The 25,281-nt window shown below is 58.6% G+C and carries 20 protein-coding genes; 13 read left to right on the top strand and 7 right to left on the bottom strand.

Annotated features, from left to right (window positions below):
• Positions 1–7: 7 nt before the first annotated feature.
• Entirely contained in the window at positions 8–310 is a 303-nt protein-coding gene (locus Mal15_RS21780) for a helix-turn-helix domain-containing protein (RefSeq protein WP_147872308.1), read from the bottom strand.
• A gap of 221 nt (positions 311–531) precedes the next feature.
• Between Mal15_RS21780 and Mal15_RS21775 the strand changes: the two genes are divergently transcribed.
• From Mal15_RS21775 to Mal15_RS21765, 3 genes are all read left to right on the top strand, one after another.
• Complete coding sequence (locus tag Mal15_RS21775; RefSeq protein WP_233903568.1) at positions 532–1,320, top strand: DUF1593 domain-containing protein; 789 nt, start codon at positions 532–534, stop codon at positions 1,318–1,320.
• A gap of 187 nt (positions 1,321–1,507) precedes the next feature.
• On the top strand, positions 1,508–2,602 hold the full coding sequence (gene pelA, locus Mal15_RS21770; RefSeq protein WP_147869704.1) for a pectate lyase: 1,095 nt from the start codon (positions 1,508–1,510) through the stop codon (positions 2,600–2,602).
• Positions 2,484–3,155 carry a nucleoside hydrolase-like domain-containing protein gene (locus Mal15_RS21765; protein WP_147869703.1) on the top strand — a complete coding sequence of 224 codons (672 nt, stop codon included), beginning with the start codon at positions 2,484–2,486 and terminating at the stop codon, positions 3,153–3,155. Before pelA ends, Mal15_RS21765 begins: the two co-directional genes overlap by 119 nt.
• A 308-nt stretch (positions 3,156–3,463) precedes the next feature.
• Here the strand turns inward: Mal15_RS21765 and Mal15_RS21760 are convergent, their stop codons facing one another.
• Entirely contained in the window at positions 3,464–4,108 is a 645-nt protein-coding gene (locus tag Mal15_RS21760) for a DUF1801 domain-containing protein (protein ID WP_147869702.1), read from the bottom strand.
• Between the two features lie 82 nt (positions 4,109–4,190).
• Here Mal15_RS21760 and arsC point away from each other — a divergent pair, with 82 nt between their 5' ends.
• The 5 genes from arsC to Mal15_RS21735 all read left to right on the top strand — a co-directional run bounded on the left by arsC (position 4,191) and on the right by Mal15_RS21735 (position 10,038).
• A complete protein-coding gene (gene arsC / locus Mal15_RS21755; RefSeq protein WP_147869701.1) occupies positions 4,191–4,541 on the top strand; it encodes an arsenate reductase (glutaredoxin) in 351 nt (116 codons plus the stop codon).
• A 7-nt stretch (positions 4,542–4,548) separates the two neighbouring features.
• A complete protein-coding gene (locus Mal15_RS21750) occupies positions 4,549–6,072 on the top strand; it encodes a sulfatase family protein (RefSeq protein WP_147869700.1) in 1,524 nt (507 codons plus the stop codon).
• A 141-nt stretch (positions 6,073–6,213) separates the two neighbouring features.
• On the top strand, positions 6,214–6,684 hold the full coding sequence (locus Mal15_RS21745; protein ID WP_167546973.1) for a Uma2 family endonuclease: 471 nt from the start codon (positions 6,214–6,216) through the stop codon (positions 6,682–6,684).
• A 344-nt stretch (positions 6,685–7,028) separates the two neighbouring features.
• Complete coding sequence (locus Mal15_RS21740) at positions 7,029–8,582, top strand: alkaline phosphatase D family protein (RefSeq protein ID WP_147869698.1); 1,554 nt, start codon at positions 7,029–7,031, stop codon at positions 8,580–8,582.
• A gap of 316 nt (positions 8,583–8,898) precedes the next feature.
• Positions 8,899–10,038 (top strand): DUF4185 domain-containing protein, encoded by a 1,140-nt coding sequence (locus tag Mal15_RS21735; protein WP_167546972.1) that lies wholly within the window; start codon positions 8,899–8,901, stop codon positions 10,036–10,038.
• A gap of 108 nt (positions 10,039–10,146) precedes the next feature.
• On the opposite strand, the gene Mal15_RS21730 is transcribed toward Mal15_RS21735, so the two are convergent.
• Positions 10,147–10,437 carry a hypothetical protein gene (locus Mal15_RS21730; RefSeq protein WP_147869696.1) on the bottom strand — a complete coding sequence of 97 codons (291 nt, stop codon included), beginning with the start codon at positions 10,435–10,437 and terminating at the stop codon, positions 10,147–10,149.
• Between the two features lie 108 nt (positions 10,438–10,545).
• On the opposite strand from Mal15_RS21730, the gene Mal15_RS21725 reads away from it, so the two are divergent.
• The 4 genes from Mal15_RS21725 to Mal15_RS21710 all read left to right on the top strand — a co-directional run bounded on the left by Mal15_RS21725 (position 10,546) and on the right by Mal15_RS21710 (position 15,427).
• On the top strand, positions 10,546–12,333 hold the full coding sequence (locus tag Mal15_RS21725; protein WP_147869695.1) for a LamG-like jellyroll fold domain-containing protein: 1,788 nt from the start codon (positions 10,546–10,548) through the stop codon (positions 12,331–12,333).
• 258 nt (positions 12,334–12,591) lie between these two features.
• Positions 12,592–14,040, top strand: a complete 1,449-nt coding sequence (locus Mal15_RS21720) for a sulfatase (RefSeq protein WP_167546971.1) — start codon at positions 12,592–12,594, stop codon at positions 14,038–14,040.
• 16 nt (positions 14,041–14,056) lie between these two features.
• Positions 14,057–14,776: a phytanoyl-CoA dioxygenase family protein gene (locus Mal15_RS21715; protein ID WP_147869693.1), complete on the top strand. Its 720-nt coding sequence runs from the start codon at positions 14,057–14,059 to the stop codon at positions 14,774–14,776.
• 390 nt (positions 14,777–15,166) lie between these two features.
• Complete coding sequence (locus Mal15_RS21710; RefSeq protein WP_147869692.1) at positions 15,167–15,427, top strand: hypothetical protein; 261 nt, start codon at positions 15,167–15,169, stop codon at positions 15,425–15,427.
• 33 nt (positions 15,428–15,460) lie between these two features.
• Here the strand turns inward: Mal15_RS21710 and Mal15_RS21705 are convergent, their stop codons facing one another.
• The 3 genes from Mal15_RS21705 to Mal15_RS21695 all read right to left on the bottom strand — a co-directional run bounded on the left by Mal15_RS21705 (position 15,461) and on the right by Mal15_RS21695 (position 21,048).
• On the bottom strand, positions 15,461–16,312 hold the full coding sequence (locus Mal15_RS21705) for a carbohydrate-binding protein (protein WP_147869691.1): 852 nt from the start codon (positions 16,310–16,312) through the stop codon (positions 15,461–15,463).
• 163 nt (positions 16,313–16,475) lie between these two features.
• Positions 16,476–17,942 carry a DUF1501 domain-containing protein gene (locus Mal15_RS21700; protein ID WP_147869690.1) on the bottom strand — a complete coding sequence of 489 codons (1,467 nt, stop codon included), beginning with the start codon at positions 17,940–17,942 and terminating at the stop codon, positions 16,476–16,478.
• Between the two features lie 25 nt (positions 17,943–17,967).
• Positions 17,968–21,048 (bottom strand): DUF1553 domain-containing protein, encoded by a 3,081-nt coding sequence (locus tag Mal15_RS21695; protein WP_167546970.1) that lies wholly within the window; start codon positions 21,046–21,048, stop codon positions 17,968–17,970.
• Between the two features lie 272 nt (positions 21,049–21,320).
• Here Mal15_RS21695 and Mal15_RS21690 point away from each other — a divergent pair, with 272 nt between their 5' ends.
• Positions 21,321–22,094, top strand: a complete 774-nt coding sequence (locus Mal15_RS21690; RefSeq protein ID WP_147869688.1) for an AraC family transcriptional regulator — start codon at positions 21,321–21,323, stop codon at positions 22,092–22,094.
• Positions 22,095–22,192: 98 nt separating this feature from the next.
• On the opposite strand, the gene Mal15_RS21685 is transcribed toward Mal15_RS21690, so the two are convergent.
• Positions 22,193–25,267, bottom strand: a complete 3,075-nt coding sequence (locus Mal15_RS21685) for an efflux RND transporter permease subunit (RefSeq protein WP_147872306.1) — start codon at positions 25,265–25,267, stop codon at positions 22,193–22,195.
• Between the last annotated feature and the right edge of the window lie 14 nt (positions 25,268–25,281).

Here is a 25,281-nt window from a genome sequence, read left to right as displayed (position 1 = left end):
TGGAATCCTAGGGGGCTGTGATCGGCACACGACAACTTTTGCGAAAACTTCTCGGCTTCGTTCCGGTCACGTCCTTGAACGCCCGATTGAAGCGGCTTAACGAATCGAATCCGGATTCCAACGCAATGTTTAGGATTTGTTCGTCGCTGGTGACCAGCAACCGCTGAGTTTCAGCGACTCGATGGCGTGTGATCAATGTATTGAGTGTCATTCCGAACGTTTTTCGAAAAAGCGTAGCGGCGTAATATTGATTTCGAATTCGTCGTGGCGATCGGGCCGCAGCATCCGTTTGGGCTCCCAGACTTCGCATGTAAAGCCGCACGGGGCAAACTCGGGTCGTTGGGTGTCAAACTGCCGCATATCCTCAGAATAGTGCTAGCTCCTGCCGCTATCGAGGGAGAATGCGCTGGATTCTTCTGTAAATTGATCGACACCGCCCTCCTCCCCAATTGTGCCAATACATCTGCAGAAAGTGTTATGAGTCCGAACCGCCCACCGATTGCGTGTTTCCGTTGGAGTCTCGCGGTGCTGATGGCCGTTGCGTTCTCGCGCACCTGTGACGCGGAAACCCTGAAGCCACGCGTGCTGGTCCTGACCGACATCTCGGCGTGGGAAACCGACGACCATGAATCGTTGATCCGGTTCCTCGCTCACGCCGACCTGTTTGAAATCGAAGGGCTGGTGATCACGACCGGCTACAGCATCAAGACGCTTGAAAAGTCTCCCGAACGCGGTTTTATCGACATCGCACGAGGCGTCGTGGACGCCTACGACCGGGACTTGCCCAACCTGATGAAGCGTTCCTCCCAGTCGGGCCAAGCGGCCGATGATGCTCGTCAGTCGATCGGCTACTGGCCAAGCGCGGATTACCTGCGCGAGCGAACGGTGCTGGGCAGCCTGAATCGAGGCAAAGCGTTCATCGGCGACAACAACGACTCACCGGGCAGCGATCTGATCATCCGCCTTGCCGACCAGCATGATCCGCGGCCGCTGTGGATCACGGTTTGGGGCGGCGGCAATACACTCGCCCAGTCGGTTTATCGGGTCCGGAAAGACAGGACCGAAGATCAGTTTCGAACATTCCTGGGCAAGCTTCGTGTTTATGTGATTACCGATCAAGACCGCAATTACCACGGTGACGGATTGGACGTCAGTTCGCACGGATGGATTTATCAACAAATCGGAAACGACCTGCGGTTTCTTCGGGACAAGTCTCCGACCACGATTCGAGCAAGCCGACAGATCAGATTCCTTCCGACGCCGCCGGCAAGCGATTCCATGTCATTTGCGAAGTCACCGACGACGGCACGCATCCCTTGATGCAGTTATCGCCGGATCATTTTTGAGCCCACCGCGGGAGAGCCCGTGCGGCTTTGAGAAGAAACCCTCCTGGCAGGGACGGTGAAGTCGTAAACTCCTGCGATTTCATTAGTATTAAAACCGCTCGACCTAAAGCCAGGTGACGGCGCTCGCCAGAGCGTGGAAAGCACCAAGTGAGAAAACCCCCATGAAGTCCTATCAAAACTCATTCGGCATCGACGGATTGTGGTACCTAGCGATTTGCCTGACTCCTCTCTTTCTGGGCGGAGATGCCGTCGCGCAAGTTTCCTTCAGCAAAAACCTGCTCAAGAAGGACGATGCTTGGTTTCGCTCGGAAGAAGCCGGGGCGATTGCCGACAGCGTGATGGAGTACCAGTCGCCGCAAGGCGGTTGGCCCAAGAGCGCCGACCTTGCCAAACGACCTCGGTCGCCAAGCGAGATCCCACAGCCTGGCGACAGTCGCGCCAACAGCCTGGACAACGACGCGACGACCGTTCCGATGCAGTTCCTGGCTCGGATGGCACACGCGACCAGTGATGCGAAGTACCGTGATTCGTTCTTACGCGGCGTCGACTACCTGCTGGCCGCCCAGTACGACAACGGCGGTTGGCCGCAGTTCTGGCCGCTGCGAAAGGGATATTACTCGCACATCACCTACAACGACGGAGCGATGGTTCGCGTCATGGAAGTCTTGCGTGATGTCGCCGCAGGCGACGCCCCTTATGACTTCGTCGATGCCGAGCGACGTGAGAGGGCTGGCCAGGCACTGGAGCGTGGGATCGATTGCATTTTGAAAACGCAAATTCGGCAAAACGGGAAGCGAACCGCCTGGTGTGCACAACACGACGCAAAGTCGCTCCAACCGGCGTGGGCGCGTGCTTACGAACCGCCCTCGCTGTCCGGCAGCGAATCGATCGGCGTCGTGCGTTTCCTGATGAAAATCGAAGCCCCCTCCGACGAGATCATCGCGTCGGTTGAAGGGGCCGTCGAGTGGGTTCGGGACGTGCAACTAAACGGATGGCGTGTCGAAAGCTTCAAGAATCGCGACGGTCGCTCCGACCGCAGGCTGGTCGCCGATCCGGATGCGCCGCCCCTTTGGGCACGTTTCTACGAATTGGAAACGAACCGCCCCCTGTACCTCGATCGCGACTCCGTGTTCCGCTATGACTACAGCGAACTCAGCCACGAACGCCGAAACGGTTATTCCTATCTCGGCAATTGGGGACAGTCGCTGTTGGAAAAGGACTACCCACGCTGGCGCGAAAAACGCGAAAGGGATTGAAGCATGTTTCGATGACGATCCGGATGACTTCCAGTCGATGGTTCACCTGATGGTCTATGCCGACGTGCTGGACATCGAAGGCCTGATCGCGTCGCCCTCCGACGAAGGCCGAAAGCGCGACATTTTGAAAGTGATCCAATGCTATGAGCAGGACTATCCGAACCTGAAAACCTATTCGGATCGCTATCTGACACCGGATGCGTACCAGTACATCGTCGATCGGCATCCAACGTTGTGGATGACCGAGTCCAACGCGACCTATCGCAGTTGGTTCAGCGGCGGAAACCAATCGAGCGACTGGGACAATGAACGCTTCGTCTCGCGGCACATCCAAGGACAAGGCTCACTCGGCGACTTCTTTGTCCGTCAGAAAGCGGACATCAAAATGGGCGATTCGCCGTCGGTCTCCGAAGGACCACACAGCGGTGCAAAGACGGTCAGTCGTTGGCGTAAGCAGTTCCTTGGCGACTTCACCGACCGCATGCGGCGATGCCGATTGCCGTTGAATATCGACGAGGCGGCCCATCAAGAAACGGGCAAGGGAGGTTCGTGAGGGGACAAAACGATGGGGGCAAAATAATTTGCATGCGTGAGTGAATCGCAACCACCTTCGCCAGGAAGGGTCACGCATGAATGGCACGAGCAGACGTGTTGGTGTTCAGGCTTTAGCCGCCCCCTGTCGCTGCGTCGCGGCGACTCGGAATCGCCTAAAGGCTAGACACCAACGGTTGCGCCCCTGCCATTCGGGTCACGCATGCTTTCGACACACTCGGCCGCGACGCAATGCCAAAGCTCCCCTGTCCGGCGACTACCCCATCGTCTTGCCCCCATCGTTTTGCCCCCATCGTTTTACCCCTAGATTCAAGAATTCCTCATTTGCTTGTGCGACCCGTCACAATTGGGAAGCTTGCCCGACAAGCCGCACACACAATCGTGCAGCCCCTTGCCGTCAAGAATGCGTTGCTCGCACTTCTTGATCCGTGCCACCCGCGTCTTGGATTGCTTGGCGGCGGAAAAGTGCAGGATGTAGCCGCGCTGTCGCCCCGGTGTCAAGTTTTCAAACGCCGCCCGCAGCGGTTCGTTTTCGGCAAGGCAAGCTGTCAATTCCTCCGGGTAATCAGGCCCCGCATCGTTCTTTAGTTCCACCTTCGCGCCGGCCTTCTCCAGCGTAGCGGCTTCGCGAATGTAGGCGACCAAGATCGGCTCGATCGCCTCGATCTGGTCGACGGACGTGAATCGGATCAGGCGTGCCGAGCGAGAATTTTCGCCGGGTTTGTCGAGCACCTTGCGAGGGTCTTTTAGCAGCACTCCTTTAAAGAAACTGATGGTGCAACAGGATTTCAGCGTGCCGAGGATCACGACGTTTTTCCCGCCGAACGTGTAACATGGCACCCGCCACTTGAGTTCTTCGGTCAACCCGCATTGGAGCACGATGCGTCGAAGCGTCTGGAGTTCATCGCGCCAGGTCGGTACGGACCGGAAGTATTCGTCGACCTTGGAATTCATCGTTCCCAACTGCGAGAGGTTACGGAGTAAGATGGCCGATTGTATCCCCTCGCGGGTCAGCGTTCCAAATCAGATCCCAATCATGACAACGATCTACCATAACCCCCGCTGTTCGAAATCGCGTGCGGCGGTCGAACTGCTCCGCTCGCATCAAATCGAATTCGACATCGTGAAATACCTGGAAGATCCCCCGAGCGAAAAGGAGCTTGCAAAAATCGTCAAAATGCTGGGGATCACGCCGGAGCAATTGGTCCGCAAGAAAGAAAAACGCTTCAATGAGATGGAGCTTGGTGATCAAGTCATGTCCGACAAGCAATGGATCGCGATCTTAGCGGCCAACCCGTCGTTGATCGAACGCCCGATCGTCGTCCACCAGGGAAAGGCGGCGATCGGTCGTCCCACAGAAAACATCACCGAACTTCTTGGCCAATAGCGAACAAATGAGAATGCACCTTACCAAGCCGATCGTTTTCTTGATCGCGTGTTTGTGGCTCCAGGCGGACCTTGCCCGACAAACTCGTGCAGCCGACGACACCGATTCCAAGCCCAATCTAGTGTTTCTGTTCGCGGACGATCAGTGCACGTATTCTCTGGGCTGTTACGGAAACAAGGACGTCAAAACGCCCCACATGGACCAACTGGCCCGCGACGGGGTGGTGTTCGACAAACACTACAACACAACGGCGATTTGCATGGCCAGTCGTGCAAACGTCTTCACCGGGATGTACGAATACAAAACCGGATGCAATTTCACACACGGCAACATGCACGCCGACGTGTGGGCCAAGTCGTATCCGGTGCTGCTGCGCGAGGCGGGGTACCTGACCGCGTTTGCGGGCAAATTCGGAATCGTCGTCGAAGGCAAGGGGTTATGCGAAGACGATTTCGATTTCTGGGGCGGCGGCCCCGGCCAGACCAATTACGCAACGGCCAAAAACAAGTCGATGCAAAAGTACGCCGACGATTACCCCCATTCGACGTTGTCCTACGGAGCGTTCGGACAGGACGTGATTCGCAAATCCGTCAAACAGGACAAACCATTTTGCCTGTCCATCAGTTTCAAAGCCCCTCACAAGCCGGCGACGCCCGACCCGCGATTCAACGACGTCTACGCCGGCAAGACGTTCACCAAACCGGCCAACTTCGGTCGAGAACACGGCCAGCATCTGTCACCGCAAAGCAAGACCGGACGCCAATACCCGCGTTTTTTCGAGTGGAAGTACGACAGTGACTACGACGGTGAAATGGCCAAGTACCACCAGCAGGTCTATGCGATCGACGTCGCGCTGGGGATGATCCGTGACGAACTCGAGGCCCAGGGTGTCGCCGACAACACCGTTCTGATTTACACCAGCGACAACGGATATATCTGTGGTTCGCACGGATACGGTTCCAAGGTGTTGCCGATGGAAGAATCGTCACGTGTCCCGTTGATGATTTACGACCCCCGCAGTCCGACCAGCGGAAAACAACTTCGTTGCGATCAACTGACCGGCAACATCGACTTCGCGCCGACGATTCTGGAATTGGCGGGGGTACCGATCCCGGTGAACATGGACGGAAAAAGCCTGCTGGGCTTGCTGCAGAAGCCCGGCCAAGGTGGGCACGATCAGCTGGCGTTTATCAACGTGTTCGGACCGCTCTCGACGCACAGTCTGACCTGTCTGACCCGGCAGTACAAATACACGTACTGGTGGTACGGCGACGACACGATGGATCCCGTCGAGGAACTGTTCGACACCCAAAACGATCCGCTGGAGTTGACCAGCCTAGCCGACAGCCCCGGTACCGCGACGGTGCTCGACCAGATGCGGAAACGCTACGATCAGGAGTTGGCCAAATGGAAGGAACAAGCCGTCGATTACAATAACTACCAACGCTACGGCACCCTCTTTGACCGCACGATCCCGCTGGCGAAAAAGTCGGATCAGATGCCAGGCAATCGTAGTCGGGCAGCAAAGTAGGGGACTGCGAGTCGTGGCGCATTGAATTGCTGGTCAGACCCGTTTCTGAACTTTGCGATGGCCCACAGAGGGGAGGCGGACGCACCGGTTTTTGCTATAATCGACGCATTGCGTTTTCTTTTTTTCCGGCTTGCCGATCTCATGAGTATCGCGACACACCGTTTCAGCAACGAAGAGTACCATCAACGATTCACCGAGGGTGATAAAGTTGAATTAATCGATGGATTGATCTACGACAAAATGGTTATCGGTCCCAAGCACCGCAGTGCGGTGAACAAGCTGATCAAGATATTTGTCTTGGCTGGCTATGACGTCAGTTCCCAAGGACCAATCTCCTGGCCGGGCAACGAACCCGAACCTGATTTGACCATTCTTGCGGCGGGAACGGACCCGACAGACCGTCATCCGCTGCCCAATGAGTGCTTGCTGGTGATCGAGGTGAGTGACGCATCCCTGGCCAAGGATCGCGAGGTCAAGTTGCCCGCCTATCAACAGGCCGGAATTCGAACTTGGATCGTCAATTTGCAGGACGACGTTTTTGAGATTGACGGCCGGAAAACGAAAACCGCAAGTTTCGACGATGTCACGATCAACATTGACGACATCGTCTGAGGAAAAATCTCGCGGGTGAGATGAAGGGTGCCCTACGTCCTTTTGCAGGTCACGGTTGAAGATGGATGTCGTGATCAAGACCTTCCCGGTTGGTGAAGATCACGTGAGCATTCGTTGAAAAAATGCGGGGATGTCGCGTCCGTCTGATCGCTGCCATGGTTCTTTGATCCGATCGGGCGCGAAGGGCAATGGCCCTCTGCTAGAATCCGCCCGCGCAACCGCTTAAGGTGGACGGCCGTCGATCGTCGCAGACCCGCGGCGGTGCGGCTTGGTGAATATAGACATGCCTTTCTCACTTCGAAGACTCGATGCTTAGAACCGTCAATAACAGAGATCCTTTGGGAATGCGTCCGCAGATCGGTCGCAGGAGCTTGTTGTCCTTCGCGAGTTTGTTGCCGACGATTGTTTGCTCGTCTCAGCAGACCTACGCGGATGCTTCGTTCAAAACGGACAAGAATCCGTTTACGCTGGGCATTGCATCGGGCGACCCGGATCACCGCGGGGTGGTGCTCTGGACGCGTCTGGCCCCCGATCCACTGCAGCCTGGCGGCGGAATGCCCGCGCGAGCGATTGAGGTTTCTTGGGAGGTCGCTGCGGATGAGTCCATGCGAAACATCGTCTCGGAGGGCAGCCGACTGGCAACCCCCGCATTGGGACATTCGATCCACGTCGAGCTGGATGGCTTGAAATCGGATCGTTGGTATTGGTATCGATTCCGGTGCGGTGATGCGGAAAGCCCGATCGGTCGGACACGCACCATGCCCCATCCCGATAGTGAACCAAGCGGCGTGCGGTTTGCGGTTACGTCCTGCCAGAATTACGAGCAAGGCCTCTACACCGCGTATGAACAGATGGCTCGTGATGAACTTGATTTGGTCTTTCACCTTGGTGATTACATTTACGAGTACGCTGCCGGACGAAACGGCAAGGTGCGAACGCACCACGGGGCGGAGATCCAGTCACTCGATGATTATCGCGCCCGATACGCACAGTACCGATCCGATCCGTTGCTGCAGCGGATGCACGCGCAATGTCCTTGGATCGTGACCTGGGACGATCACGAGTTTGATAACAACTGTGCGAATGACATCTCAGAGGAATCGGGCATTGACCCGGTCGATTATCTCGCACGCCGAGCCAATGCGTACCAAGCTTACTATGAGATGATGCCGTTGCGGCTGAAGCAGATGCCGCGTGGAAGCGACCTGCGCCTTTACCGAAGCGCGGCGTTTGGACGGCTCGCAGAGTTTCAGGTGTTGGACACACGTCAATACCGAAGCGACCAACCCAATCATGATCGCAAGTCGCCGCTAAACGAAGCGGCGCTCGCAAGGAGTCAGACCATGCTGGGGCGAAAGCAGCGTGGCTGGTTGAGCAAGCAGTTGACCCGTTCCGCCGCGCAATGGAATGTTCTTGCCCAACAGGTGATGATGGGAATGGTCAATCGAAGCGGTAATCCGATGAACGAACAGTACTCGATGGACCAGTGGCCGGGATACTCTCACGAACGGATGGAATTGATGCGATTTCTGAGCGATCGCCGCATTTCCAATCCGGTGGTCTTGACCGGCGACATCCATTCCAACTGGGTCAATGAACTGAGAGTGGACGATCGGCGGGAGGACGAGCCAACGATCGCGACCGAGTTTGTCGCGACCTCACTTTCCAGCGGCGGCAACGGACCTGATAAACCCAACAACCTGGATGCGATCCTGGCCGAAAACCCGTGCGTCAAATTTCACAATGGCGAGCGTGGCTACATCCGTTGTGAGGTGACGCCCGAGCGGTGGAAAGCCGACTTCATGGTCGTCGATGATGTGCTGGAGCCGGGCGGGAACACCTTCCAACGCAGCTCGTTCGTTGTCGAATCGGGTGCCGCCAAAGTCCATCCCGCTTAGACGTTTGAATGATTGCCGTAAGGTTGAGCGTTTCGAGCGTAATGCAGGCGATGTGTGATCGAATCGTTGCTTCTTGTACGAAAAAGGCCGAAAAACGACAAGTTGATAAAAACACCGCGTTAGCCGAACTGAAACCGTTACGCCGCAGCGACTTAGGCGAAATGCCCGCGCCGTTCGTGCTGCCCCCTTTTCAGACGATCGAGAGCGTCAATTCGTACAATGTGCGTTCGTCGTTGAAAGCTCTGTATCAGAGCGTAAACATTTTCATTGGTCATTCGCGGTTCTCCACATGCCATTCCCCAAAATTTGCGGCACGTTGAGTTGTGCATCAGTCATATTCTTGTTGACGTCCAATTCGTGGATCATCGGCGAACAGCCGTACCCTGCGAGCCCTTTGGTCGAAGGGATTCGATTTGACTGGACAACGCACCGACGTGCGGCCCAGGGAAGCGATAATTTTCAATTGACGTGGTCGGACGACGACCATCTGTACGGTGCGTGGGGTGACGGGGGAGGCTTTGGCGGCAGCAACTCGAAGGGGCGTGTCGGACTGGGTGTTGCCAGGGTCGAAGGTTCGGCGAAAGATCATCGAGGCGTCAATCTTTGGGGCGGAGCGGCGAGCAAGCGCGATGCCACGTTCGACGGCAAAAGCTGGGGCATGATCGGCATCGCGAACAAGCTGCACATGTGGGTCGTTCCGGACAAACCTCCGGGCAAAACTTATCGAAACCACTATGAAATGATCGAACTGGCGAGTTCCGGTGACTACGGTTTGAGCTGGAACAAGGCACCGTGGAGGTTTTCAGCATCCGACGACTTGACGATTCCGACGTTCCTGAATTTTGGTCGCGGAAACGAGGGCGTTCCCGATGCCTTCGGGGACTACGTCTACACCTACTTCATTCGACCTCGCAATGCGCAAATGGAACAGGAAGGCGGTAACGGCGTTGGATTGATTGTTCATCAGCCGGGGGCTCTGTACCTTGCACGCGTCACTCCAGACCAGTTGCGTTCGGGGCGAGATTGCTTTGAGTTCTTTGCCGGGTTTGATCAAGACGATCAGCCACGTTGGGATTCGATTGATCGGAAACGCCCGGTGTTTCGTGATGCAGAGGGGGTCGGGTGGTGTGTGAGCGCATGTTATCATCCCGGCCTCCATCGAGTCCTGCTTTGTACCGAGCACGGCGAAAGCAAAGCGGGGATGCTAGGAATTTTTGACGCGCCCACACCCTGGGGACCTTGGACAACCGTTGAATACTACACTCAAAGCATGCCGTTTGGGGCACAACGAGAAGGGAGCCGATGGCCGTGGAAGAACAAAGTCTTCTTCATGGCCTTTGTGACCAAATGGTTCGACGGTCACGAATTCACCGCCACGTTTACGGGGGCAGGTTTGGGGAAGGACAATGACTCGTTCAACACAGTCAGCGGACGATTTTTACTTAGAAAAGAATGAACGTGCGACTCCGACACGTCCGTTGCTGTTGGACTCGATCTCTTTGTCCCGATCTCTACTTCGCCAAAGATGACAATGAGAACTCCGCATGTAGGTTTGCGGTGAACATTACGGAAGCTGATCGCAAGTGTAGGTCGCAAGCCCGAGTTGCCGGACTGTGGTAAAGATCCGGCGCAGCGCGTCGGGGGTCACAAAGTGGCCGGGCCAATCGTCAAAGTTGCGGTCATCAAACGTGAACACCACACCACCTTCGGTCAGGCTTGTCGCGATCGAATCGCGATGCCGAGCAGAGGGCGGTGATTTGTCGTCTTGGGCGGAAGCGACGGATGAAGCCGACGCTGCCGTCAAGAGTGCCAGAATACAGGTCACTCTGGCCACATTTGTTCGCCGAAACAGCATCGGTGGATTTCTCAGAGACTATGGTGTTAACTTGGCGGCGTTGCGGTTAAGTGCCAACGTGAGGCCGGCTACCCAAGAGTTTACCCGATTGATAGGAACGAATGATTCATGACGACGATTGCCCGCCTCGGGATCCTTTTGTGTTGCGGTGTCCTGTCCTTGCCGACAGATGCCGATGATTCGATTCACTGGCCACTCGATGCGGTTGCATCGAATGACATTGCGATTCATGGTTCAGCCCGTTCGGAAAGCGGGGCCGCCGGAAAAAGTCTGGTACTTGATGGCGGATCGTTGATCGAGGCGAAAGGAGCGGGGAACGTATCTTCCGCAGAAACATTCACGTTGTCGATTTGGGTGAATCCCTATGCAATCGATCGCGACCAGCAGATCATCGCCGCAAAGAATCGCTATTCGCTGGGGGAACGTGAGTGGTCGTTGATGCTGGACCGCGATGGGCGTTTCCGGCTGTACCTGTGGCAGAATCGCTGGCTGACGATTGACGGACCGCAGCCCGAACCGGGACATTGGCACCACGTGGGGTTGGTGGTCCATCGGGATCGTGCGGAATTATTTGTCGATGGGGCGATCGCCGGAACGGTCAAGCTAACTCAGCCGATCCGATCGACCGCGGCACCGCTGACGCTCGGCGGCGTGAACGACGATGGCCACCTCCGCCAAACGTTTCTCGGGGCGCTCGACGACGCGAGGATTGTGTCTCGAGCGCTGCAACCAGCTGAAATCGCGGCGTTGTATCGGCCGGTGACCGCGACGCATGAGATTCCCGAACCGCCACCGCTGTTTGAGTTATGGGACGAGTCGTCGCGACTGGCGAAGGCTGCCGAGTTGCCCGAAGTGGCTGACGTTGAATTTCATGTGATCAAAAAATGGGACCAACCGGGAGACGGTTACAAGTTTCTGCACGGAGTTTCACTCGCCTGGCACCGGGGGCGATTGTTCGCGTCGATCGGCCACAATCAAGGCGACGAAAACACCGTCACCGAAGAAGCTCAGTATCGTGTCAGCGACGATGCGGGAAAGACCTGGGGTTCGCTGATGAGCATCGACGCCGGCGAAGAGCCCAATTTGGCCGTCAGCCACGGTGTGTTCCTGTCCCACGACCAAACGCTGTGGGCCTTTCACGGCGCCTATTACGGACGCATGGAACGCATCCACACGCGTGCGTACCGGCTGGACGAAGCGACCGGCGATTGGGAACCATTGGGCGTCGTGCTCGAGCGCGGTTTCTGGCCGATGAATCAACCCGTGCCGATGGACGATGGCAACTGGATCATGCCAGGATTCCTGGGGAAACGCTACTCGGGCGACGCGGCGTTTCCGGCGGCCGTCGCGATCAGCCATGGCGATGACTTCACTAAGTGGGATCTGGTCCCGATCCCCGTCGACAACACGGTCAAGCGGATGTGGGGCGAATCGTCTCTGTTTGTCGATGGACAGACGGTCGTCAATCTCGCACGCTACGGTGGCGCGGCGGTGGCGCTGGCGGCGACCAGCGATGATTACGGCCGCACCTGGTCGCCGTCCCGGCCGAGCAACCTTCCCATGGCAACTTCCAAACCGGCCGCCGGCGTTCTGAGCACCGGGCAGCGCTACCTGGTCTGTACGACGGCCAAGGACAACGGGGGAAAGCGATCACCGCTGACGATCGCCGTTTCGCGTCCGCACGAAAACAGATTCAGCCGCGTGTTCGTCATCCGCCGATCCCTGCACCGCGATCATCCGGGAGAATCCGCCGATCAGTTGAGTCTGTCGTATCCCTGTGCGATTGAGCACGAGGGCAAGCTGTACGTCGGATTCTCCAACAACGGCGGAAGGAGGGCAAACCTCAACAGCGCCGAAATGGCGGTGATCCCCGTCGAAGCCCTTCGCGTCAGGTAGTTGGAACGACTTCGTCGAGGGAATGGTGGTCAAAAAATGGGTTGGTCAAAAAATGAAGGCAGTTGGTCGGAACGGATGTGCGAGTCTGCCGACGGATCGCCTACCATCTTTTGACAAGCCCCCGTCCCGTCTCCCCCATTTTTTGACCACTAAATCTTTTGACCAACATGTTTCACAGCCTTCGACCGACGCGTCATGCGTTACAGAACTGGTATCATGCCAGACCCGCCGATTCCCCCCAGAGGTCGTTTTCACGCCATGATCCGATTCATCGTATTAGCCGTTTCGTTGACCGCTTCGATCGCCGTTACCAGAGCAGCTGAACGTCCAAATGTGGTTCTCATTGCCATCGACGACCTCAACGACTGGGTGGGATGTTTGGGCGGCCATCCCCAGGTGAAAACGCCACAGATCGACAAGTTGGCCGCTCGCGGTGTGAATTTCACCAACGCCCATTGTCAGGCACCGATCTGCAACCCGTCGCGGATCAGCATGTTGCTGGGCAAGCTGCCTTCGACGACCGGGCACTACTTTCTGGCTCCCGGATTTCGCGACGTGGACATCACCCGAGATGCGGTGACGATGTTCCAACACTTTCGCGCTGGCGGTTACCGAGCCGAGTCGATGGGCAAAATCTTTCACGGGCCCGCCGATGCCGCCTCGTTCGATCACGTCCAGCGCTCGCGCGGCTACCGACGTGCGCCGGGACAAACCGAAAAACTGCGGTATCGCGTACCCGGGTCGCACCCCGCGTGGGACTGGGGCCAAGTCGACTTTGCCGACGAAGACCAACGGGATTATCACACCGCTGCATGGGCAGCCAAGCGGATCGGGGAATTGGCCAAACGTGACGAGCCGTTCTTCCTGGCGGTCGGTTTTCACCTGCCCCACGTTCCGATCTACGCCAGCAAGAAGTGGTTCGACATGTATCCGCTGGAAACGCTCGTGATGCCGCCGGTGCCCGATGAGGATCTGGACGACGTGCCGCCGATTGCGGTGCAGTTGAGTCTGAATCCGACTGCTCCGCGCTATCAGTGGATGAAAGACCACGGCGAAGACAAACATGCCGTCCGCGCTTATCTGGCATCGATTTCATTCATCGATCATCTGGTCGGCATGGTGACCGATTCGGTCCAGGCGGCGGGGCTCGGTGACAACACCATCGTGGTGCTTTTCAGCGATCACGGCTTCCACCTGGGCGAAAAAAACAAGTGGGCCAAACGCAGCCTGTGGCAGCGCACAACCCGCGTGCCGTTGATCATCGCCGGGCCGGGGATCGAAACGGGCCGCCGCTGCGATGCGCCGGTGGGATTGATCGATGTCTACCCGACGCTGGTGGAGTCGTGTCAGGTGCCGGCGCCCGAAGGCCTGGACGGCCACAGTTTGACCGGCTTGTTGAACGATCCCACTTCGCCGTGGGATCATCCCGCGATTTGTACCTTCGGCCCCGGCAACCACTCGATTCATTCGCGGCACTATCATTACATCCACTATCGCGACGGATCGGAAGAACTGTATGACCATCGCACCGACCGGGACGAACACCAGAATCTCGCGAACGATCCGGAATTGGCGGCAATCGTCCAACAGCATCGCGAATCGATCCCCGCCCACGATGCACCGATGGTCCCGGGCAGTCGCGGCAGCGATTCACCGCTGTACGGCGAAGCCGAAGGGCTGCAAAAAGCGATGAAGCGGGGAAAGTAGGACCACGGCGGCCGACATGAACGACTGGCATCTGGAGCGTGACGGATTCTGCTTGCTCAAAAGCGCCGTGCCCGCCAAGACGATCACGGGCCTGATCGATGCGTGTCGACAGGCCTTTGATGATGACACCCGTGGCGTGCGGGCTCGATCCAGTCGTGGTCACGTGTACGCGGCGCGTAACCTGATCGATTCGATTGCCGAGGTGAAGACCGTTTGGCGGGACGATCCGATGCGGTCATTCTTGAACGAACAGTTGGGCGCAGATTTCGGATTGGTCCGCGCCCTGTTTTTTGATAAGCCACCGGACCGCACGTGGGGTCTGGCATGGCACAAAGACACGTCCATTGCGGTGCAAGACAATTCGATCACGTCAACGTCGTTTTCCCGTCCGACCACCAAAGCCGGCGTGCCGCACGTGATCGCATGCGATGACGTTTTGAAGCAATTGCTGACGCTGCGGATTCACCTGGACGAGGTCAGCGGCGAAAACGGACCACTGCGGGTGATTCCGGGGTCGCATCGATCGAGCGGCAGCGAAGGTGAAGGCTTGGGGGCCGCCGTTGACATCCACGCCGCCCCCGGCGACGTGCTGGCGATGCGTCCTCTGATCAGCCACAGCAGCGGCCCTTCCCATCCGGGCACGACGCGTCATCGGCGGATTCTGCACCTGGAGTTCGCCGCGTCGGCGACGTTGCCCGACGGAATGCAGTGGCATGATTTCGTCCGCGGCGATTGAATCGGCGGGTGGACAGCATTTAGGGTGGTATCGATACTATGGGAATCGTGCATGCGCAGGACAATCGCGTTTCCGCGTACGATGGCCCTTCCGGGCCGTCGCGTCTCGCTGCGACGCAGCGAGGAGAATCGCCTAAAGGCTAGACGCCAACGTGCGCTGGAGTGCGACGCGTACGATGGCCCTTCCGGGCCGTCGTGTCTCGCTGCGACGCAGCGAGGGGAATCGCCTAAAGGCTAAACGCCAACGTGCGCTGGAGTGCGACGCGTACGATGGCCCTTCCGGGCCGTCGCGTCTCGCTGCAACGCAGCGAGGGGAATCGCCTAAAGGCTAGTCACCGACGTGCGCTGGAGTGCGTCGCTGCGACGGCCGTCCTACAACCACTTACGGATCATGAAGAAACACGAATGGCGTGAGAAGACCGAAGAGGGCGAAACGCGCTTGGTCACCGCCATGCGACACGGCGGCAAATGGAAGCTTCAATCGCGGCTGAAGTCGGAGTCCGAATGGACACAGTTTCCGGTGATCGAGCTGGAGGATCTGGAATCCCTGCGCGAGGTGCTGTGGAACAAGTACCAGCGCAATCGCGTCCCCCACGACCAGGTCATGGAAGTCGACGCCCTGATCGAAGCCGCCAAAGAACGCGGCAATTGAAAGGACATCGTCCAACACAGCAGTCAATCTGCGTCACTTGGCCTGTTTGACCAAGTGGATCGCCCGGACGTCGAACAAGGCACCTTTGGCGATTCGTTTAGCGTCGATTCGCAATTGATAGGTTCCTTCGTTTGCCACCGTGACGTCACCCAGGTGGTTCCAGCGAAAATTTTGAAAGTGGCCTGTGTCGATCGTTTGAAACGACAACTCGGCGACGGTGGACGTTCCGTCGCGAATGCTGATCAAGGCATCGCTGCCCCCCTGGCCTTCGCCACACCCCTGCAACACCGCGATGCTGTAACGCCCCGGTTCATCCAGTTTGAAATCCCAGGTGGCATAGTCGGCCGGAATCGTCCAATAGCCGACGGTGTTCTTATACCACTGGGGTTCGTACCGCAGTTTTTCGCCAAAGGTGGACGCATGGTGGGCGTGCAGCATCACCGATGCGTCTCCGGCCGGCCCGGTCGGTGAAACTTTCTCGGGCAAGACCGGATCGCCGTCAAACACCATCTTGATCATTGCTTCGGAAGCGACGGCGGCTTTCCAGGTGAACCGCCAGTGGTCCGGCTCGGGGACAAACACCAACTCGGTTTCCTGGCCACGGTTCCAACCGAGTGATCGGATCGGGGCGCAAAGCCGCGGAAGGTTTGCGCGGCGTGCTTGCAGGGAGGTCTGCGTCGGGTGCAACCACAACGTTTGCTGGTCGCGGTAAACGTTCAGGTCGTCACCGCTGAGCCCCGGCATCCACTTGGCTTGGGCGGGCAGACCGTCTGGGCGCGAGGGCGGCGGAGCGACTGATTGGGCACAGGCGGACGAGCGAAAGGTGCACAGGGCGAGGAGTGCGGTGATCGCAATGATCGGGACTTGGCTGCGGAGGATGAACATATTGGATGATTAAACGGGGAATGATTCGTCGATCGTTGGGTTGCAACTGTAGCGGAAGTCGCCAAGACTTTCGGCGATACGCCGAGGCAATCGAAACTCTTGGCGAGTTCCGCTACCGCAAAAGCAAAAGTTGACTACGCACTGAAGCCTGTCCCAGCGACATCTACGCCAGGATCTCGTTGACGACCCGTGCGGGTTCGACACCGGTCAGACGCGCATCAAGCCCTTGGAATTTGACGGACAATCGGTGGTGGTCGATGCCCATCAAGTGCAACAGCGTGGCATGAAAGTCGCGGACGTGGACGCCATCGGAGACCACGTTGTAACCGAACGGGCAGGTCTCGCCGTGGCTGATGCCGCCCTGGATGCCGCCGCCGGCCATCCACATGGAAAAACAGCGCGGATGGTGGTCGCGTCCGTAATTGGTTGCCGTCAATGTGCCTTGGGAATAGTTTGTCCGCCCGAATTCGCCGCCCCAGATCACCAACGTGTCCTCCAACATCCCACGTTGTTGCAGGTCTTTCAGCAGCGCCGCCGACGGTTGGTCGGTGTCCATGCACTGTCGCTTCATGCCACTGGGAATGTTACCGTGGTGGTCCCATCCTTGGTGATAAAGCTGGATGAAACGCACGCCGCGTTCGGCCAACCGTCTTGCCAACAGACAATTGGCCGCGAACGACCCGGGCGTTTTCACGTCGGGACCGTACATGTCCAAGACACTTTGCGGTTCTTCGCCCAAATTGGCAACGTCGGGAACGCTCGATTGCATCCGATACGCCATCTCATATTGTTCGATCCGCGTCGCCAAGGCGGGATCACCCAACCGGTCCTGTTCCAACTGGTGCAAGTCGTTCAGCCGATCGAGCATATTGCGTCGACCCTGTGCGGAGATCCCGGGCGGATTCGACAGGTACAACACCGGCTCCTTCCCGGCGCGAAACTGGACGCCTTGGTAACGTGCCGGCAGGAACCCCGATCCCCACAACCGCGAATACAACGGTTGGCCGCCTTTGCCTTTGGTGACCAAGACGACAAATGTGGGCAGGTTATCGTTCTCGCTGCCCAGCCCATAATGCAGCCAGGCGCCGATACTGGGGCGGCCGGACAGTTGGTTGCCGGTCTGCAGAAACGTGATCGCCGGATCGTGATTGATCGCTTCGGTGTACATCGATTTGACCACCGCGATCTGGTCGACTTGCTTGGCCATGTGTGGCATCAATTCGCTGACCCAGGTCCCGTTTTCACCGTGCCTGTTGAACTTGTAAACCGACCCGGCCAACGGCAGGACCGCTTGGTTACCGGACATGCCCGTCAAACGTTGCCCTTGGCGAACCGAATCGGGCAACGGCTCACCTTGTTTTTCATTCAGCAGCGGTTTGTAGTCCCAGGTTTCCAGCTGCGAGGGGCCGCCGGCCTGAAACAGATAGATCACTCGCTTGGCCTTGGGGGCATGGTGGGTCGGGTTGACGACGCCGCCGCTGCGGACGCCGGCCCCATGCGGTCCGGCGCCCTGCGCACCGGCCGGGGCGGCACCGGCCAGGTCACGCTGCAGCAATTGCGTTGCGGCGATTCCTCCGAGCCCCATCCCAAACTGTTGCAGCCAATGGCGTCGTGTATTTGTCGCGTTCATGGTCGGTCTCACTTATTGGTCAGGGTTAACGGAGCATGATGGTTTCGTCATAGGCAAACAGGGTTTGGACCACGATGGTCGTCGCCGCCAAATCACTTCGCTCGGCCGAACTTTGCAGCGGCCGATTACCGACACTCAGGAATTCGTCGGCTTGCGAGGGGGTCTCTGAAAACGTCGTCTGCTGTTCGTCATACAGTTGCCCGATCACCATTCGTTCGCCATCGTTGGGCAGACGGCTCAGAAGTCGTCGAAAAAGTTCTTCCCAACGTGCGTCGCGGTCGGTCGGATGGGACTTTACCAGCGATTCGGCCAAGACGCGCGAGGCTTCGACGTATTGCGGGTCGTTCAAGAACACCAGCGCCTGCAGTGGCGTGGTCGTCAGTTCACGTCGCGGCGTACAGCTTTCTCGGCTGGTCGCGTCCAGCGTCAACATGGTCGGCGGCGGTGCCGTACGTTTCCAGAACGTGTACAGGCTGCGGCGGTACAGCCCGTCACCGGTCGATTGATTGTACGACTTGCCGGTCCCCGATTCTCGCCACAATCCCGCCGGCTGGTACGGCATCACGCTGGGGCCACCGATCTTTTTGACCAACAGTCCGCTGGCCGCCAGGACGCTGTCACGCAACTGTTCGGCAGACAACCGATACTTGGGGCCACGCGTCAACCATGCGTTGTCACGATCACGCTGGAAAAGGCTGGGGTCGTTGACTTCGGATGATTGGCGATAAGTCGTCGACAACACGATTTCGCGACACAGCCAATGCAGGTCCCAATCGTTGTCCATCAACGAGCGGGCCAGATGGTCCAGCAGTTCCGGGTGAGTGGGCGGTGTCCCCTGGGAACCGAAATCTTCCAGGGTGACCACGATCCCACGGCCGAAGAACAGATACCACATCCGGTTGACGATGACACGCGCCGTTAGCGGATTCTGTGGATCGGTCATCCACTTCGCCAACGACAAACGGTCCTGTCCGGCAGCCGGCAGCCCGCCCGAAAGCGCGGGCGTGGCCGGTGAAACCTGTTCCAGTTTATTGGTGTATTCACCGCGTCCGAGCACGTGCGTCGGTGGTGCGTCATCATAGTGACGCATCGTCATGATCTCGCGGATGTCGGCGACGAGCTCGTTTTCGGTGTCTCGCGCTTCAACCAGCTCGCGACGCGTCTGGGCGACGGCTTCATCCGCGGTCAGCAGCTGATGTTCAAGGGCGACTTCGATGTCGATTTCGCCGGGCGCGACGTCGGGTCGGACCTGGGCAACCAACGCAAGCACTTCGGCCGAGGAGAGCTGGACGTCAAACACCTTCAATTCATCGACCTGTCCGTCACGAAAACCGATGTCACGAAAACGGGCCCCCAGTGCCAAGGAGACCTTTTCGACGTCCAGGTCACCCCAATCCTTTCGTTGCCGGACGTCGCGTGAAAGTTTGTCGCGAATGATTTCCACTTCGGCCAGTTTTCCGTCCACGTAGATCCGCACACCGTCGGCGCGTCCGCTGCCGTCATGTGTCACCGCAAGGTGGGTCCACTGGTCGGTCGGGACCTGCTCGGTGGCGCGCACCCGCAACGCGTTTCCGGGCCAGAAGTGGATCATCGAAAACTGTGGGTGCCCTTGGTCCAGGGTCAGTTCCAACCCGCGAAACGCTGCGTCTTCGGCCGCCCGAGATTGATTCAGCACCATCATTCGGGGCAGGTGCTGTTGGGGGCGAACCCACAGGCTGTACGAAAACACCGACGTCCGCCCGAACAGCGGTGCGTCCTGACAGGGAATCGCGTCATCGCCATTACAAACCGTGGCCTTGCCGACGACACCATCAACCGTACCGTCGAGCGGGTTCTCATACGCGGCCGCGCGGGGCTCGGGCAACGTGTCAATCAATTCGTCTTCCCGCGACAACCAAAACTCGCGTGCCGTCTCGATGGCCGCATCCAGCGCGGACTCCGCGTCTGCGATGGCTCGCTTGGCGGATTGGTGCTGTTGTCGCTGGTCGCCTTCGTACAACAGCATCGCCGGTGTCGGTGCGGAGAAGGTGAAGTGTGAATAGAGACCGAGTTCATCGACGTCGGAAAAGTATGCCGACAACTGATAAAACTCCTTTTGTTTGATCGGGTCGAATTTGTGATCGTGACAGCGGCAACATTCCATCGTCAGCCCCAGCAGCGCGGTGCCGGCGGTGGTGGTCCGGTCGGTGATGCCGGTCAGCCGGAATTCTTCGGCGACGCTACCGCCTTCGTTGGTTTGTCGATGCAGACGATTGAATGTGGTTGCCAGCCGCTGGGAATCCGTCGCCTCCGGCAGCAGGTCACCGGCGATTTGCTCGGTGATGAATTGGTCGTACGGCATGTTGCGGTTGAAGGCGTCGATCACCCACTCTCGCCACGGCCAGACTTCCATCGGGATGTCGTTTTGGTAACCGAACGTGTCGGCGTAGCGAGAGACGTCCAACCACATCACGGCCATGCGTTCGCCATAGGCCGGTGACGTCAACAATCGCTGGACCACCGTTTCATAGGCATCGCCCGATTCGTCGGCCAAGAACGCGTCCAATTCCGCGAGCGACGGGGGCAACCCGGTTAAATCGAACGTGACCCGCCGCAGCCAAGTCGCCTTGTCCGCTTCGGCGCTGGGCTGAAGCTTCTTTTGCCGATGCATCCGAGCCACGAACGGATCGACCGAGGTCCGCGGCCAATCATCGACGACTTCGGGAATGGAGATCGTCTCGGGCAGCGGCTGGAACGACCAATGGGTTTCATACTCCGCGCCCTGGCGAATCCACTCGGCCAACAACTCCTTTTGCGCCGCGGTCAAGACCTTGTGGGAATGCGGGGGAGGCATGATCAAATCGGGATCGTCCGACAAGATCCGCTCCATCACCAAACTGTCCTCGGGGCTACCTTCGACGAGGGCGCCGTAGTCGATCGCCGGTTCGCGCTGGTCGAGCCGCAAATCGGCCGCACGTTCCGCTTCATCGGGTCCGTGACAGGCGAAGCAATTCTCCGAGAGGATGGGACGGATGTCCGAATTAAAGGAGATCGGTGTCTCGGACCAAACCGCCGCGACGTGGCACTGGGCAAGCCAAAAAGCTAATGCGATGGTAAGATTCTTCACAGGGAACATTCGATGATCCGCCGATGCGGGTGGAGGTGGGCATTCTGAACGCCCTTAATTCTAGCCGATCACCCACCGAGGTCTTGTACATCCACCGGTCCAGTTTGGTACGATTTGCCGGTCGCCCATGCATTTCGCCGCAACGAAGCCGATATTAGTCATTGGATTCTAAGGGGGGATCGCAAATTTTTCTGGCTGCCCTGAACCACAGGAAGGTCGATCGCCCACGGATGGCAGCGCGAACCCACGGATCCCAGACCGCATCACATCCCATGCCGAATTCTGACTCCCCACGAAACGGCCGGGCGTTTAGCGAGGCGTTTGTGCAGCGACACCCCGGCGTGCGCAGCGTGATCGAGCTTTTCGAGCACCTTCCCCTGGTGCTCTTTTACGCCAAGGACCATCGCCAGCGTTACATCGCGGTGAACCCCCGCACGCTGACGGACGTCTTCGGATTGGCGGACGTCGAGGAGCTTTACGGGCGGACCGACAGCGACTTTCAGCCGCCCGCGCTGGCCGATGCGTACCACGCCGAAGACCGTCGGGTGATGGAACTGCGTCGCTCGATTCCCAACCAGGTTTGGTTGGTTCCCCACGTGCGCGGGACTCCCCAGTGGTATGTCTCTACCAAGACGCCGCTCTTTTCCGCGACTGCCCAGGTGATCGGAATCGCGGGCGTGATGTACCCGATCGCCACGCCCGCCGAACAGGCCTCATTCTTCAGCGATCTGGCGCCGGCGATCCGATTCATCGACGAAAACTACGCGAAGCCCCTGTCGATGAAGGACCTGGCCGAGATGTCCGGTCTGTCCTCGTCGCAGTTCAATCACCGTTTTCGGACGCTGCTAAGAATGTCACCGACGGAATATATCCTTTCCCGCCGAATCCAAGACGCACGCGACCGCCTGACACGCACGTCCGATTCGATCACCGACATCTCCGTCGCCGTCGGCTTTTTCGATCAAAGCCATTTCACGAAACGATTCCGCCGCTTCACCGGCATGACACCGCTGGCCTATCGCAAACGTTTTCGTGACGTGGAATGAGAGGCGATTCAAAGATCATGGTACGACGTCCTTTCCAAGTCGTCGCGGAGAGTCTATCGGTCGACGGCCCGGAAGGGACCGTCGTACTTAGAGAGGGATCACGACTCGGGCTCTGCCCGCTTACCCGTCGCGATCGCCAGGATGTCCTCCAGGATCAGGTACAGACACGGGACCAGCACCAGGATGATGGCGGTTGCGAACAGGATGCCGAAGCCCAGTGAAATGGCCATCGGGATGATGTATTGGGCTTGCAAGGAATCTTCGAAGATCAGCGGCACCAACCCGCCGAAGGTGGTCAGCGTGGTCAGCAAGATCGGCCGGAATCGTCGCAGTCCGGCTTGCAGGATCGCGTCGAACGCGGTGTGTCGTTCTTCGCGGCGACGGTTGGCATAATCGATCATGATCAACGAGTCGTTGATCACCACACCCGAAAGCGCGATCACACCCATCAGGCTGACCAGCGAAAGGTCATAACCCAGCAGCATGTGTCCCAGGACCGCGCCGACGATCCCGAAGGGGATGGCGACCAGCACGATCAACGGTTGGATGTAACCGCGAAACGCGACGGCCAGCAGCGAATAGATCACCGCCAGGGCCAGACCGAACGATCCCCAAAGCGACGCGGTGGCACGTCGCATCTCCGCATCGCTGCCTTCGAAACTCCACGTGATCCCGGGGTAATCCGCACGCAACCGCGGCAGTTCTTCGTTACGAAGTGCTTCGATCACTTGGGTCACCGCGCGCTTGGGTTCGACATCCATTGAAACGTTGATCACTCGGCGGCCGTCGCGGCGATCGATCGAGCGAAAAGCCAACGATTGATCCAATTCAGCGACGTCCAACAGCGGCACTTCGGCACCCGAGGGCGTGCGAATGACCATGTCCTCCAGGTGATAGATGTCCTCGCGCTGATCCTCCGGCAATTTCACTCGGACTTCGATTTCGTTGGTGCCACGCAACAGCCGCAGCGCCAGCGAACCGAAGAACGCGCCGCGAAGCTGTTCGCCCAACTCTTCATCGGTCAGCCCCAGCGCGCGGCCTTCGGGGCGAAGTCGGAAATCGTATTGGACCTTGCCTTTGTTGTAACTGTCGTTGACGTCGCGAACGTTGGCGAACCGTTCGCAGCGCTGGACCAATGCTTGCGACGCCTTTTCCAGAACGCCGATGTCGCTGTGGCTGAGGTCGATGCTGATCGCGCGGCGGTGACCGCCGGGGCCGCGTTCGGCTTCGAAAGTCACCTGGCTGACGCCCGGCAAGTCGCCGATCGAATCGCGCCATAGTTCGATGACTTGTCCGGCCGTCATGTCACGCTGGTCCGGTGGCTTCATGACAATTTCCACGTCGATAAAACTTTCGCCGCGGACGTTGGTTTTGATGCCTTCGGCGACCTCGTACAGGTTGTGTTCTTCGAACATCCGCAAACTGGCATCGGTCACCGCTTTGGCGATCGCGGCCGCCTGGGCCTGGGTGGTGCCGACGGGCATGCGCACGCCGGCTTCGATTTCATCGGCGGAGACCTCGGGCATCAAGATCATACCCATGTGGGCGCTGGTGGCGTATCCGCCGACGACCAGGAACAGCGCCAGGGCGGTCGACGCGGTGACGTATCGAAATCGCAAGCAGGTGACTAAAACGGGTCGGAAGAAGATCTCGACGGCGCGATTGAACAGCCGGCCGAAGGCTTGTTGGCCGCGGTGCAGGGTTGCCCCCAAACCGTGCTTCTTTCGTCCGCCCTCGCGCGCGTGTGCCAGGTGTGCCGGCAGAATGAACAGCGATTCCAACAGGGACAGCGACAGCACCAGGATCACGACGACCGGCAGCGGTCCCCAAAACTTTCCGGTCTCGCCGGGGATAAACATCAGCGGGACGAAGGCGACGATGTTGGTCAAGATGCTGAAGACGACCGGGCCGGCGACCTCGCGTGTCCCTTCGATCGCAGCCTGTTCGTCATCGTCGCTGTGTTGGCGTTTCTCATAGACGTTTTCGCCGACCACGACGGCGTCGTCGACGACGATCCCCAACACGACCAGGAACCCGAACAGCGAGATCATGTTGATGCTGACGTCCGCCAAGGGCAGCAACAAGATCCCGCCGACGAACGAAACGGCCATGCCCATCATGACCCAAAACGCGAGCCGCATTTCCAGGAACAGCGCCAGGATCACCAACACGATCACGACCGCCATCACCGCGTTTTCCAAAACCAGATTCAGCCGGCGGCGAAACTCTTCGGCGTTGTTTCGGTCGACGCGCCACTTCACGCCCGGCGGCAGTCCGGTTTCAAAGGCCCGCATCGTCCGCTCGACCGCTTCGGCGACATCCGTCGGCGATTGGGAACCGGTGCGAAAGATATCCAGTTCGACCGACGGCGTTTGGCTGAATTGGGAGTGAAAGCCGACTTCTTCGAATCCGTCGCGGATCGTGGCGATGTCCCCCAGGGTGACGGCCGGGCCGTCGCGTCCGGTCACGATTTCCATCGCCGCGAATTCATCGGCCCACTGTTTGCGTGCTTTGACACGTAACAGGATCTCGCCGCCGCTGGTCTGGACCGAACCGGCCGCCACGTCCTGGCTGGACGTTCGGATGATGTCCGCCACGTCGGGCAACGTCAGCCCGTACTCACGCAGCCGCTGACGCGGGATTTCCACGTGGGTGACGTACGCCGGTACCCGTCGCAGTTCGACCTGGGTGATCTGGTCGTTGGCTTGCAATTGGTCGCGCAGCTGTTCGGCCAGTTTGCGTAGCGTCCAGATGTCGACCGGACCATAGATCGCCACCTGCATCGCCTCGCGCTGCTCGGATTGCAACCGCACCTCGGGCTGTTCGATTTGATCGGGAAAGGTGCGAATCCGGCTGACCGCTTGCTCGATGTCCTGGAACGCTTTCATCCGCTGCCCGCCGGCCACGATTTCGATCAGCACTTCGCCGCGGCCTTCGCGGGCTTCGCTGGTGATTTCACGGATCCCTTCGACCGAGCGAACGGCGCCCTCGATCGGTCGCAAGATGCCTTGCTCGACCTCTTCCGGGGCGGCGCCGGGATAGTCCACGCTGACTTCGACGATGTCGAGTTCGAACTGTGGAAAGACTTCCTTCTGGATCACGATGGCCGACCAGACTCCGCCACCGAGCAAGATGAACATCAGCAAATTGGCGGCGATCGAATTGCGGGCCATCCATGCGATCGGTC

It is taken from the genome of Stieleria maiorica (assembly GCF_008035925.1).
Lineage (GTDB): Bacteria > Planctomycetota > Planctomycetia > Pirellulales > Pirellulaceae > Stieleria > Stieleria maiorica.
This window is presented reverse-complemented; position numbering and strand designations above follow the sequence as displayed.